Raw genomic sequence first — 12,686 nt, 5'->3', positions numbered from 1 at the left:
GTACTCCACCGGGAATTCAGGAAGCTGCTCGCCAACAACTTGTGACGACTTTAGTTATGTGTCATCGGAAAGAATTTTGGTTTACAGTCTACTAGTCCGCTTCCAAGTTCATCGCGCCGCCGCTCCCTCCCCTCCCGAGGTGCGCGGCTCATCGCGATGTGACCGCGGTCATGCTTGAACTCGCCCACGACTCAATCACCTCGGCCGATCGGGGTCAGGAACGGATTCGCCGCGGATGAAACTCTGGTGCGGTGTGAGCAGCGCTCATCTCGGCGGGCGGTGGAGGACGGACACACTCGGAGTGGAGCGCTTCGCCGCCCCGTCGGGGGTGCTTGACCGCCCGGAATCCCAGATGACCGGATCACCCAGCAGCACAGAGCCCAGCGAGCGCTTTGAGTAGAAATCGGCCATTCGCCGGTGTCACGACTGACCGAGGAATATCCCACTTCCACCATACATACCGATCATCCCCAGGTTCGGGGATTCACCACTAACGCCGGAGGACGCGCCCGCACCGACCGGGAAATCGCGGGAGAAATGTCCTGTTCTTGCGCCTGTGCAAGAACTGTGTGACGGACGATGTCGTGCGGGCCTGGCTGAACAACCGCGGTGGCAGCGGCTCCCCGTGGACCTACCTCGGTCAGGTCGCCACAGGAGCCGCGTCACGGGACGAGGTGCGCTTCGCCGACCTCAACGGGGACCACCGCGACGACTACCTCACCGTCGACAACGCCGGCGTGGTGAACGCCTGGACCAACAACGGCCTGACCCGCAAGGGATAGCGCCCACTCGCGGGCCGACCGGCAGCACCTCAGAATCCGGCCGGCCCGCGCGCGGCAGCCCGCCGGGCCTTCGTTGGTACGGTGCTGGGGATGTCGGCTACCTATCGCGAGTACCAGCCGCCGGCCGGTCTGAGGCCTGTGGCGGCCTGCACGTGGGAGCACGAGTCGGACGAGGACCACACACAGCTGGTGGTGCCCGACGGTTGCATGGACCTGATCTGGTTGTCCGAGCGGGAGCTGGTGATCGTCGGCGCCGACACGGGTCCTCGCGGGGTGAGCCTGCCGGGGCACGCCCGGTCGTCGGGCATTCGCCTGCGCTGCTCCGCGGCCGGCGCGGTTGTGGGGGTGCCGGCGTCGGAGCTGCGCGACCGGCAGGTCGACGCGGCGTCCGTGTGGGGTGAGCAGGCTGTGGGACTACAGCAGGCTCTCCCCGTCGCCGCACCCGCGCGGCGGCTGGAGCTGCTGGCCGACGCGGTCGGCCGACGCGACGCACAACCGGATGTTCTGGTGTCCGCGGCCGCACGCGGGCTCGCCCTGCCAGGCGCCCGCGTCGCGGGCGTCGCCGCCGAGCTGGGGGTCAGCGAGCGCCAGCTCCACCGCCGCACTCTCGCCGCTGTGGGCTACGGGCCCAAGATGCTCGCCCGGGTCGCCCGGCTGCGCCGTCTGGTGGGGCTCCGCGACGATTCGCTGTCGTCCCGCGCGTTGCGGGCCGGCTACGCGAGCCAGGCGCACATGAACGACGAGGTACGTCGGCTGACGGGCAGCACACCGGTCCGATTTCTGAAAGACGCCGCGCTGAGCGCTGCCTAGCGTGGCGGCCATGCCTGTTGACGTCGAGTCCGCCGAGCGGTTCATGCTGGCCAACGCCCGCCTGCTGGATCGTCACCTGCTGGCCGTGCTGCTGCACGACGCTCCCGTGACGCCCGTCCTCGACGCGTTGCGTGCCTACCGAAACCCCGACGGCGGCTTCGGTCACGCGCTCGAGCCCGACGTCCGCGCCCCCGGCAGCGAACCGGCCGCCACGCTGCACGCGCTGGAGGTGATCACCGCGCTCGGTGAGCTCGCCCATCCGATGGTCGCCGAGGCCGCCGCCTGGATCGCGACCATCGCGGATCCAGATGGTGGCGTTCCGTTCGTCCTGCCCGCCGCCGCGGCGTATCCGCACGCGCCCTGGATGGTGCCCACCGAGGGCGGGTCGCAGCTCACGTTCGGGATCGCGGGTGCGCTGTGGCAGGCGGGTTCCCACGAACCCTGGCTGCGGCGCGCGACCGAGTGGTGCTGGGCGACGTTGAAGAGCCCGGACGAGCTGAGCGGCTACCTGCTGAAGTTCGCCCTCGGCTTTCTCGACCAGGTTCCCGAGCCGGCCCGCGCCGCCGCGGTGATCGAGGATCTGCGCCCCCGGATCGAGCCTGACGGCTCCATCTCTGTTCCCGGCGGAACCGAGAACGAGCGGATCACCCCTCTCGCCCTGTCACCGAAGCCAGGCGGGCGCAGCCGTGCTCTCTTCACGGACGACCAGATCCAGGCTGATCTCGACCTCCTGGAAAAGGGACAGCGCGACGACGGCGGCTGGACGTTCGACTGGCTCGGCTGGTCACCGGGACAGTCCGTCGAGTGGCGCGGTCTCGTCACGCTGCAAGCGCTGGAGACGCTCACCGCGCACGGCCGGATCACGCTGCCCCGCGCCGTCTGACAGCTGAGCGGCAGGCCACGCCACACAGGTCAACCCGCTCGACGTGATGACTGTATCAATCTATCGTTAATGCATGCTTTATCCCGCTCCGACCCTCGGGCCCGCCGACGATCAGGTGCTCGGCGAGATCGACGGCCTGCGGGATGCGCTGCGGCACCAGATCCAGACCACATCGCCGAAACGGACTGACGGGCTCCGGAAGTTCCTGACCGCCGACGCCGTCGCGGCCTCGAACTCCATCGAGGGTTTCAAGGTGTCCACGATCGACGTCCAGGATCTGATGACCGGCGAGCGGGATGTCGAAGTCTCGGACGAGAACCGCGAGGAGACTCTCGCCTATCAGCGGATGATGACGTATATCCAGACGCTCCACGACGCCGAGGACTTCAGCTACAGCAAAGGGCTGCTCAACGCGCTGCACTGGATGCTGCAGGGTCACCGGCACACCGTGCGCAAGCCGGCCGGGCAGTGGCGCCGGGGCCCGGTCTACGTCACCGACGCCCGCGACCCCAGCATCGCGGCCTATACAGCCCCGGGCGCCGAGGGCGTCCCCGCGCTGATGAACGAGCTCATCGGCTGGCTCAACGCCGCCGACGGCGCCCATCCGCTGGTACGGGCAGCAATGGCTCACCTGCACCTGGTGTCCATCCACCCCTGGGCTGACGGGAACGGCCGGATGTCCCGTTCGCTGCAGACGCTCATGATCGCCCGCGAAGGTGTCCTGGCCCCGGAGTTCTCGTCCGTCGAGGCGTGGCTCGGCCGGCCCGGTAACACCTGGGAGTACTACCGCGAACTCAGCGACCGGGGCGCGACCTACCTTCCCGACCAGGACGTCTCCAGCTGGATCCGGTTCAATCTGACCGCCTACCACCAGCAGGCCCAGACCGTTCAGGGCCGGCTCGACCGCTCCGGGCGGGTATGGGGGGCGCTCGCGGAATTCACCGAGAGCACCGGTCTGGACGAGCGTGTGGTGAGTGCCCTGCACGATGTGGCCATGGCCGGGCGGGTCCGCCGCTCACGCTACGAGCAGGCCGAGGGCCTGAGCCTGCAGCAGGCGCAACGCGACCTGCGCGACCTCACGACCGCCCAGGTCCTGGAACCGGTCGGCCGAACCCGGGCCCGCTATTACCGGGCGGGCTCCCGCTTCCCTCAGTCGGCGCTTGACATCGCGGGCACGCCCATGACGTTGCGAAATCCGTACACCAGCTGACGAGCGACCCGCGTGCCGGCCGTGGCCACCGGCCGCTGTGGTCCGCCGCCGCGATGTCAAGGCCGCGAGATGTCTACGATGTGTCCTCGCGTCCCGGTCCGGGCGCCGGCCTGAGATGCTGACTCCGGGCGATGGGTGCGGCCGAGGGGGTCAGGTGGCGGTCGGTCCGGATGGCGCACGGGTCGTGGCCGGTCGTTACCGGCTGGTGGCACGGCTCGGAGCCGGTGCGATGGGAACCGTCTGGCGCGCCTTCGACCAGGTCCTGGAGACCGAGGCGGCGCTCAAGGAGATCGAGTTCGCCGGTGGCGTGCCCGACTACGAGCGCGCCGAACGGGTCGAGCGGGCGCTGCGCGAGGCGCGGCACGCCGCCAAGCTGCGCGGCCACCCGCATGTGGTGACCATCCTGGACGTCGTCCTCGAGGACGGCCTGCCGTGGATCGTGATGGAGCTCGTCCCGTCCCGGTCGCTGTTCGAGGTGGTGCGCGACGACGGGCCGATGCCGGTGCCGGAGGTCGCCCGGATCGGCATCGCGATGATCGACGCGCTGCTCGCCGCCCGCGCCCAGGGAATCGTGCACCGGGACGTGAAACCGTCCAACGTTCTGATCGGCACGGACGGACGCGTGGTGCTCACCGACTTCGGAATCGCCACCGGCGACGGCGATCCGACTCTCACCGTGACCGGAGTACTCGGCACCCCGCTGTATATGGCGCCCGAGCGGCTGAACAACGCTCCGGCCACCTTCGAGGCCGACATGTTCAGTCTCGGGGGGACGCTGTACTTCGCCGTCGAGGGCCGCCCGCCGTTCGAGCGGGAGAGTTTCGGCGCGATGCTCGCCTCGGTGCTGCTGCACCCGCCGACGCCGATGCGGCTCGCCGGTCCGCTGGCGGACGTCCTGACCGGACTGCTGGAGAAGGAGCCGGAGCGACGGCTGCCGGCCGGAGCCGCCCGGTCGATGCTCGACACACTGATCAGGAGCGGGCTGGCCGCGGGCGGCGGTGGTGGCGGCGGTGGCGGAGGCGGCTCGCCCGCCGGCAGCGCGACCGCGACCGGTACCGCCGTCCTCGGGAACCGGGGCGGCCGTCCGGTCGTGCGCGCGGACGGGCTGGGCTGGCAGGCCCGCGCGGGCGATGCGGGCGGCCAGGGCGGCGTCGGATCCTGGCGGGTGCCGGGCACGCTGGAGGGCGAGCCGGAGTTCGGCAGCGGTCAGTTCCGACCGACCGGCCCGGCCGGGGAAGTGCCCCGCGTCGATCCCGAGGCCCCGACGACCCTCGCCGGCCTTCCGCCCGTCCATCCCGGCGGACCCGCCGCCTCCGAGACCGACTGGCACGACGGGAACGACGAGGCGGCGGGCCACGATGACGCAGCGGGCCACGGCGGCGCGGACGGGCCGGTCGGCGCGCCGCCGCCGCCGGTTGGGGTCTCCGTCGTCGAGCAGGACGGCGCGCTGCTGATCACCTGGGAGCCCTCGCCGGGCGCCGAGACCTACCGGGTGATCCGGGTCGTCCCGGATCACTCCTCCGACGGCGGGCGGCGGGAGCGCAGTCTCGGCAACACCACCGCGACCGAGCTGTTCGACGCCGGGGTACCCAAGGGTGTCCAGGTGTGGCACGAGGTCGTCGCGATCGGGCCGAGCGCCGGCGGCGGTGCCCGGTCGGCGCCCGCCCGAAGCGCCGCCCGGGTGGTGCTGCCGCCGGTGACCGCGCTGCGCGCCGACATGACGGACGACGCCGTCGCGCTGTCCTGGCGTCCCGTGCCCGGCCGCGACGAGGTGATCATCGAGCGGACGCACGACGAGACGTCCTCGATGCGCGGGGCGATGCGCCGGTACCGCGGCTTCGGCGGGGCCTTCGTCGACAGCGACGTACAGGCGGGCGCGGTCTACCGCTACCGCGTGTGGGTGGCGGCGGGCGAGGAGTCGGACGGGCTGCGCCCGTCGGCCTGCGCCGAGGTCACCGCCCGCGTGATCGCCAGGCCGCGCGCCGTCGTCGACCTCGAAGCGCGCGAGACTCTCGGCGGCACCGTGCTGCGCTGGACGACCGTGCCCGGATCGGTGGTCCGCGTGTACGCGACCCAGGCTCCCGAGCAGGCGGGCCTGGCCGGGACCGGCCCGTTCGGGCCGGTGGACCGCGAGGTCGGCCTTGGTTCCCTGGAGGGCCGGGCCCGCCTCGTCGGCGAGAGCCGGCGGGGCCGGCTGGTCGACCGCGACGGCACCGGCACCGGCACCGGCACCGTGGTCTACACCCCGGTGAGCATCGCGGAGAACCGGGCGGTGATCGGCGCCGCCGTCACCCACACCGCCCCGTGAGCTGTCGGGGCGCGATGCGAGCATGGCCGCCGTGAACATCTCCACCTCCGAGATCGACGCCCGCGAGAACGACAGCGCCGAGCACGGCGAGCAGGGCAGCGACAGCGACAGGCTCGACAGCGACGGCCTTGGCAGCCATGGCCTTGACGGCGATGGCCTTGACGGCGATGGCCTTGGCGGCGACGAGCCCTCGACCGACGAGCAGGGCGCCCGGCCCGCGTACGGGTACACCGAGATCGACTCCGCCGGCGCCCGCGCCGCGAACCGGCACTACTGGGATTCCGAAGCCCCCTCCTACTACGCCGAGCACGGCGACTTCCTGGGCGACGTCGACTTCTGCTGGAGCCCGGAGGGGCTGCGCGAGTCCGAGGCGCGGCTGCTCGGGGACGTGGCCGGCCGGGTGGTCCTGGAGGTCGGCTGCGGCGGGGCGCAGTGCTCGCGGTGGCTGGCCGGGCAGGGCGCGACCGTCGTCGCCACCGACCTGTCGGCGGGCCAGCTCGCGCAGGCGCGCGCGCTGAACGACCGCACCGGAGTGTCGGTTCCGCTGTTCCAGGCCGACGCGATCACGCTGCCGGTGCGCTCGGAGAGCGTCGACATCGCCTGTTCGGCGTTCGGCGCCGTCCCGTTCGTCACCGACAGCGCGGCACTGATGCGGGAGGTCGCCCGGGCCCTGCGGCCCGGGGGCCGCTGGGTCTTCTCGACCACCCACCCCTTCGTGTGGTGCCTGCCGGACGCCCCCGACGCCAACGGGCTAGTCGTCTTCCACAGTTACTTCGACCGCCGGGCGTACACGGAGCACTCCGAGACCGGCGAGCCGACCTACATAGAGGCACACCGGACGATGGGCGACCGCGTACGCGAGATCATCGCTGCCGGCCTGGTACTACTCGACGTCATCGAGCCGGAATGGCCTGAGGGTCACAACCGGGTGTGGGGCCAGTGGGGACCCCTTCGGGGGCAGTTCGTTCCGTCGACGTCGATCTTCGTCACGGCCAAGCCGGGCTGACGGCGACCGACCTTCGGGCCATCCGTGGTCTCGCTCACCGCGACCGCCGGCGGTCGACCCGCGAGATCCCGCCTACGGTGGGAACAGGTCGACGCGACGCCCCACTGCACGGGCGCCGGGAGGTGATCGCCATGCGTGATACGCCAAAAAGCCAGTCGGCCCAGTACTTGCGGGCCTCGATGTACGAGGTGCTCGGGATCGCACCCACGGCTTCGGACGAGGAGGTCCATGCCGCCTATCGGCGCGTGGTGAAACGCGCCCATCCGGACGCCGGCGGATCCCAACGCGCGTTCCTCCGGGTGAACGCGGCGTACCGGGTGTTGAGCGACCCCGGTATGCGGCGAGCCCACGATCTGTGGCTCGCCCATCTGCTCGACGCATATGACCAGCCGGGACGCTCCGGCGGCGCGCGCCCGCCCGGCGGGCGGGCCGCGCCCGGCGGGCGCCACCCCGCCGACGGGCGTCCCGGATCCGACGGACGAACGAACCCGGGCGGGCGCACGTCGCCCGGCGGGCAGGTGGACAACCCCGGACGGGGGGCTTCCGGCAATCGGGGCACCTCGGATGACCCGGCTTCCCCCTCGGGGGGTGCCGCCCCGGGCCGGCGGGGAGCGTCCGGCCGGGCCTCCGATCAGAGGGGGCCCGGCAAGGGCACGGACTCCGCCAGCGGATGGGGCGAGGCCGGTGGCTGGGCCGCCACCGGTGGCTGGGGCGATGCCACTGCCGCTCCCCTACCCGAGGATGGCCGGGCGTCCGGCGGGCGGGGCAACCCGGACCGGCGGGCGCATCCGGGGCCGCGCGGGGCGTCCGGCGGGCGGCGACGCTCGCGCCGGCGCCCACCAGCCGACGCCGCCGAGTGGGTCGTGGGGCCCGACCAGGCCATGACACCGGACGGCGGCCCAGCCGGGCCGCCCCCGCACGAGGCGCCCGGCGGGGCCGAGACCTGGGCCACCTGGCCGGACGAGGACTACCCCACGCGGGGTCCCGGCCGGCGGGCACGGCGCAGGTACCTGGTCTCGATGGCGCTGTGCCTGGCCCTGTTCGTGCTGGCGGGCGCGGTGGTGCGGCTCTACTCCGTCCCGGTGGCGATGGGCATGATGCTGGCCTCGATGGTGATCCCGCCGGTGGCGGTCCTCGCGGTCAACGCCGCACGCCGCCGCTGACACGATTCCCCGTCAGCGGCCGCTCACCGGCTCGGGAGCCGAGTCCGGCGCGGAGTCGGGCGCCGGGCTCGGCTCCTGCCTCCGTGCCGGACTCGGCTCGACGCTCGTCTCCGGAAGCCGGGTGCGGCTCGCCCACGCCGACCGGGAGGACATCACCGGTCTCCAGCAGGGTCTTCAGGCTGGAGACCAGCGGTGGCCAGCCCTCCCCGATCCAACCTCGTGCTCTCACCCCGTGCCCCCGCCCGCACTCCCGCCCTGGACTCCCACATCGGCACCCCTCGTCGGACGGTGCCGAAATCGCAGGTGTTATCGGCATGGTTCGGGGAATCCCTGCAACAGGTCGACGAACGGACAATGCGACCCCACACAGGAGAACACCCGGGAACGAGCCGAAGGAGAAGGCGATGAGGTTGCTGCCCAGGATTCGCCGCGAGGCCCGACGCGACGTCAACAAGGCCGACCGTGCGGGAGCCCGCGGGCTTCGGCGGCTCCGCCGGCGCTCGCGCAGCCACGGGACGACCACCACCAGCTATTGATCGGCCGCCCCGGAACAGAAATACGCAATAACAGGGTGGGGCGCGACACCGGACGTCCGGTGTCGCGCCCCACCCTGTTCGGCTGGTAACGCGCACGGCACCGCAATCATCCGCGACCGGCACCCACCAGACCGATCCGCGACAAACATGATCGATACACGTCATACATCAACGCAACACGGATTAATCCCACGGTCGACACAACGCCCAAGCCTGGGCGACAGGGTGCTTTTCGGCACGGTTATGGTTGGCCCCGCACTTGCCGTTGGGGGCCGACCGTGTATCACGCGTTTCGCACCGCCGGACGTGCCGCGTCCAGGCGACGTCGGCGGTCCGGGGTTCCGGCGTGCGCGGCACTCGCGCTCACCGCCGTCCTCGGTCTCGCCTCAGCTTGCTCAAGTGACGCGGCCGCGTCCAGCTTCACCCCCGCGCCGCATGCCACAAGAGTGCCACCGTCAGTCGCTCCGGACCCGCTCCCGCCGCTGAGCAGCTTCATCACCCAGGCGGACGGCAGCCGGGTCTCGACCGTCAGCGCGGACTACCTCTTCGACGCCAACAGCGCCGACCTGCGGCCCGAGGCCGCCACCGCGCTCGCCGGGATCGTTCCCCAGATCCGCGAGCACGACGGCCGCGTCGAGGTCGTCGGGCACAGCGACGGTCTCGGGTCCACGGAACACAACCTCGACCTCTCCCGCCGGCGCGCGGTGGCCGTCCAGGCCTACCTGACGAGCCAGGACATCCCGGCCTCGCTGCTCGAGGTCGTGGCCAAGGGCGAACAGGGCGCCACCGACGGGGTCGCGGACGCCAGCCGGCGCCGAGTGGAGATCGTGCTGCGATGACCGTGACGACAGCGACCACGACCACGACACCGGCGTCCCGGTCGGGGAACACCGCGGCAGGGAACGCTGGGGACACCGCGGGGCCACCGCCGGGGACGTCCCGTCGCCGGGCCAGGGCGGGACGCCCGCGCGCCCGCGGAGCCGGTCTGCTCGCCGCCGCGCTGCTCACCCTGCCGCTGCTGACGTCCTGCGACGCGATGGACACGATGCTCGGGAAAGCGGCCGACGGCGCGCTCGACTGCACCCGCTACCAGGAGGACGCGCCCAAGGGCGGCGCCCCGCTGCTGATGCTCTACCTGGACGTCTCCGACAACTCACCGGAGAACGCCAGCCGTATCTCCGAGGGCCTGCGCCCCTATTTCGACGCCGCGCTGCGGGAGGGCCAGTACATCCGCCTCGTCGCCAGTGGCGGCGGGGACGCCGGACTGACCTCTTCGGACTGCCTCGACGGCGGAGCCGTCTTCAGGATCGACCGGAACAACGACACCCGGGAGGCGAAGGACCGCACCGCGGCGACCGACGCGCTCACCGAGGAGGTCGACCACATCGTGCAGGGCGAGCAGGTCCGCCCCACCGGCAGCGTCACCGGCCTGCTCTCCGGCGTCAACGACGAGATCGCCACGCTGCGGGCGGCGCCCGGCGTCGAGATCGGCGCGGTCACCGTCGTGGTCTGGAGCGATCTGCTCGGTACCGGTCAGGCCTCCGACTGCCTCAACGTGGACGGGAAGAAGGCGTCCGTCCAGATCGCGGAGGCCATGGTGCGCCGCTGCTTCTCCCCGGAGACCCAGCAGCTCACACCGATCGCGAACAGCAAGGTCCGCTTCATCGGCGTGAACGAGGGAGCGGCGACCAGGCCTCAGCAGGACATCGCCCGCTATCTCAAGGGCGAGCTGTGCCGACGGATCAGCAGTGACTGCGGCTGAAGCCGCCCCCATCGCCCAACTGGGGGGTGCGCCGAGCCCGGGGATCGTAGCCACGCCCTCCACCGGGACGCACACCGCCGGACCACATACCGGCGGAACGCACACCGCGGTGCCGCGAATGCCCGTGGCCGACGCAACCGCGAGGAGACGACCCATGGGCCTGCTGTTCGAGCCCGAGGACCAACATTTCAGCCCGGCTCTCATGCGGTCGACCGTAGTGATCGTGACCTGCCTCGCCCTGCTCGCCGTCCTGGAGACCTGGGTCTGGCTGACCCTGTCGTCGCCGTTCGCCCGGGTGTCCGTCACCGGGTCGATGATCGTGACCGCGGTCAGCTTCTTCATCGCCGGCAACACCTTCCGCCTGCGCGACATCCGTCGCCGGGTCGGCAACCGCGCCCGCGCCGGCCGGATCGCCCCCATCGACGCGCTGTCAAGCCTGCCGCCGCGGGAGACCATCGCCCGCCGCTTCCTGCTCGGCGCGATCGGCGCCGTCGTCGGTGTCGGCACCCTCGTCCTGACCATGGTCTTCGCCGGTGACGAGACGGAGGGCGCCCGCGAGGCCATGGTCGCCTCGGTGCTCGGGATCGTCTGCGCGATGCTCTGTTTCGTGGGGGGAACCTTTGCCCGCCCGATCGACTGACGTTTTCCCGCCGCCGACCGCCGCAATCGTCGCCCGCGGAAAGGGCTGTTCTCCGCCCGGCCATCTTCCGCACCTCGGATGTTCGTTTTCGCCGGTCGGCCGCCTGTCCTCACCACCCGCGCTCACGCTTGCTCCTTCGCTGGCGGGTACGCTTGGCCGCCCGCCTTCGCGGGTCGCCTTCACGGCCCGCCCTAATCGGCTCACGACATCCCCGGATACCCGACATCCCCGGATACCCGACCGCCCCGGCTTCACGTCCGTCCCAGGTTTCAAGGCCGTCCTGTTTTCTGAATTCTGAGGCTGACCGGACTCGACGAGGCCGTCCAGACCATCGAGGCCATCCGAACGAAGAGGCCGCCCGAACGAAGACACGGAAAGAGGGACCCTCAGGTGCTGCGCAGGGGAAATCGGCCGGGCCGTCTAGCCAAGCAGCTCATCCGTCAGGTCGGGGACGCCGACATCGCGCTGGCGGGGGCCGAGACCCGCCCCAAGGTCCTGAAGAGCCTGGAAGAAGCGGAGATCCAGGAGGTCCGCGCGGCCGTCCGCGCGGACGCCCGGACTCTGGAGGAGCTGATCGCCGAGCTCCGCATGGAGATCGACTCCAGGGCCGAGCGACGGGAACGCCGGACCGAACTGATCAAGAACAAGGTCGAGCAGGGCCGGCTCTGGCGCAGCGTCGGCATCCAGGAACGCATCCCGCAGATGCAGTTCGCGCCGGCCGTCCGCCACCTCATCCTGCTGGTGCTCGCCTCCCTCGACTTCTTCGTCTTCGCCGACGCCTACGGCGTGCTCACCGACGCCGCGGACTACGGCGTCAGCTGGTTCCTGGGCGGCATCCTGGGCATCGCGGTCTTCATCGCCGGGATGGTGCTCGCCCACGCGATCAAAAGCGCGATCCTGGCCCGGGCCCAGATCCAGCTCCTGAAGGCCGCGGACGTCGGCGAGGTCAAGATGGACCAGGAGGTCCGCGAACAGCTCGTCACCACCAGGACGTCGGCCCTCGCCCTCACTCTKACCTCGACGATCTTCCTGCTCCTGTCGATCGCGGGTGTGCTGGTGCGGATCCAGGGCGCGTCCGGCGACGGCGGCRACGGCCCGGCGATCCTCTTCACCGCGCTGATCCCGCTGGTGGCGGTGGCCGTGGAGCTCTACCTGCACGACCCGACCGAGCGCGACGAGCCGATGCCCAACGTCGTCGACCGTCGCCTGGAACGACGCCTCGCCAAGGCGGAACGGCGGCTGCGGATCGTCGCCGCGCAGGTCGAGGCCAAGGTCGCGAAAATCGAGAAGCTGTACCGGGTGGAGGAGACCATCCTCGACGTCGAGCAGCGCGACATGGGCATGCGCCACACCACCGACCTGGTCCTCGGTGGCGGTCACCAGATCCCGACCGTCGCGACGAACGGCCGCTCCGCCGAAGTCGACCGGGATCAGCTCGAGAAGACCATCAAGATGGCCCGCCGCTCCTGAATCCATCCTCCTCCGGCGGGCCCACCAGGCCCGGTGGCCCCGGTCGACGATCTCGGAGACGGGAGCCGCCCGGGGCCGTTTCCCGCGATCCACGAACGCGCGTGCCGGTCGGTGCC

General features: G+C 71.4%; 12 protein-coding genes. All 12 read left to right on the top strand.

What is annotated here, in order from left to right:
* Positions 1 to 569: 569 nt before the first annotated feature.
* The 12 genes from BBK14_RS26625 to BBK14_RS26575 all read left to right on the top strand — a co-directional run bounded on the left by BBK14_RS26625 (position 570) and on the right by BBK14_RS26575 (position 12,570).
* Positions 570 to 782, top strand: a complete 213-nt coding sequence (locus BBK14_RS26625; protein WP_071065982.1) for a hypothetical protein — start codon at positions 570 to 572, stop codon at positions 780 to 782.
* A 90-nt stretch (positions 783 to 872) separates the two neighbouring features.
* The gene (locus tag BBK14_RS26620) at positions 873 to 1,592 is read left to right on the top strand and encodes an AraC family transcriptional regulator (protein WP_071065981.1); all 720 of its coding nucleotides are present in this window, start codon (positions 873 to 875) and stop codon (positions 1,590 to 1,592) included.
* Between the two features lie 10 nt (positions 1,593 to 1,602).
* Complete coding sequence (locus BBK14_RS26615) at positions 1,603 to 2,475, top strand: prenyltransferase/squalene oxidase repeat-containing protein (RefSeq protein WP_071065989.1); 873 nt, start codon at positions 1,603 to 1,605, stop codon at positions 2,473 to 2,475.
* Positions 2,476 to 2,548: 73 nt separating this feature from the next.
* Complete coding sequence (locus BBK14_RS26610) at positions 2,549 to 3,685, top strand: Fic family protein (protein ID WP_071065980.1); 1,137 nt, start codon at positions 2,549 to 2,551, stop codon at positions 3,683 to 3,685.
* A 154-nt stretch (positions 3,686 to 3,839) separates the two neighbouring features.
* Positions 3,840 to 5,993 (top strand): serine/threonine-protein kinase, encoded by a 2,154-nt coding sequence (locus BBK14_RS26605; RefSeq protein ID WP_071065979.1) that lies wholly within the window; start codon positions 3,840 to 3,842, stop codon positions 5,991 to 5,993.
* A 22-nt stretch (positions 5,994 to 6,015) separates the two neighbouring features.
* Positions 6,016 to 6,999 (top strand): class I SAM-dependent methyltransferase, encoded by a 984-nt coding sequence (locus BBK14_RS26600; RefSeq protein WP_071065978.1) that lies wholly within the window; start codon positions 6,016 to 6,018, stop codon positions 6,997 to 6,999.
* Positions 7,000 to 7,130: 131 nt separating this feature from the next.
* A complete protein-coding gene (locus BBK14_RS41430; RefSeq protein ID WP_071065988.1) occupies positions 7,131 to 8,162 on the top strand; it encodes a DnaJ domain-containing protein in 1,032 nt (343 codons plus the stop codon).
* A gap of 404 nt (positions 8,163 to 8,566) precedes the next feature.
* Complete coding sequence (locus BBK14_RS41425) at positions 8,567 to 8,698, top strand: hypothetical protein (RefSeq protein ID WP_275078515.1); 132 nt, start codon at positions 8,567 to 8,569, stop codon at positions 8,696 to 8,698.
* A gap of 446 nt (positions 8,699 to 9,144) precedes the next feature.
* Positions 9,145 to 9,537, top strand: a complete 393-nt coding sequence (locus BBK14_RS26590; protein ID WP_241831867.1) for an OmpA family protein — start codon at positions 9,145 to 9,147, stop codon at positions 9,535 to 9,537.
* Positions 9,534 to 10,460, top strand: a complete 927-nt coding sequence (locus BBK14_RS26585) for a hypothetical protein (protein WP_071065976.1) — start codon at positions 9,534 to 9,536, stop codon at positions 10,458 to 10,460. Before BBK14_RS26590 ends, BBK14_RS26585 begins: the two co-directional genes overlap by 4 nt.
* Before the next feature lie 154 nt (positions 10,461 to 10,614).
* On the top strand, positions 10,615 to 11,100 hold the full coding sequence (locus tag BBK14_RS26580; protein ID WP_071065975.1) for a hypothetical protein: 486 nt from the start codon (positions 10,615 to 10,617) through the stop codon (positions 11,098 to 11,100).
* 390 nt (positions 11,101 to 11,490) lie between these two features.
* Positions 11,491 to 12,570 carry a hypothetical protein gene (locus BBK14_RS26575; protein ID WP_071065974.1) on the top strand — a complete coding sequence of 360 codons (1,080 nt, stop codon included), beginning with the start codon at positions 11,491 to 11,493 and terminating at the stop codon, positions 12,568 to 12,570.
* The last annotated feature ends 116 nt before the right edge of the window (positions 12,571 to 12,686 follow it).

Origin of the sequence: Parafrankia soli (genome assembly GCF_001854695.1) — a bacterium.
GTDB lineage: Bacteria > Actinomycetota > Actinomycetes > Frankiales > Frankiaceae > Parafrankia > Parafrankia soli.
Note: the sequence above shows the minus strand (reverse complement) of the source record. Positions and strands in the feature narration are given on the sequence as shown.

Bases quoted from the DNA above. Each gene is read 5' to 3' on its own strand.
- BBK14_RS41430 (WP_071065988.1), top strand. From the start codon at position 7,131: ATGCGTGATACGCCAAAAAGCCAGTCGGCCCAGTACTTGCGGGCCTCG.
- BBK14_RS26615 (WP_071065989.1), top strand. From the start codon at position 1,603: ATGCCTGTTGACGTCGAGTCCGCCGAGCGGTTCATGCTGGCCAACGCC.
- BBK14_RS26620 (WP_071065981.1), top strand. From the start codon at position 873: ATGTCGGCTACCTATCGCGAGTACCAGCCGCCGGCCGGTCTGAGGCCT.
- BBK14_RS26600 (WP_071065978.1), top strand. From the start codon at position 6,016: ATGGCCGCCGTGAACATCTCCACCTCCGAGATCGACGCCCGCGAGAAC.
- BBK14_RS41425 (WP_275078515.1), top strand. From the start codon at position 8,567: ATGAGGTTGCTGCCCAGGATTCGCCGCGAGGCCCGACGCGACGTCAAC.
- BBK14_RS26610 (WP_071065980.1), top strand. From the start codon at position 2,549: ATGCTTTATCCCGCTCCGACCCTCGGGCCCGCCGACGATCAGGTGCTC.
- BBK14_RS26580 (WP_071065975.1), top strand. From the start codon at position 10,615: ATGGGCCTGCTGTTCGAGCCCGAGGACCAACATTTCAGCCCGGCTCTC.
- BBK14_RS26585 (WP_071065976.1), top strand. From the start codon at position 9,534: ATGACCGTGACGACAGCGACCACGACCACGACACCGGCGTCCCGGTCG.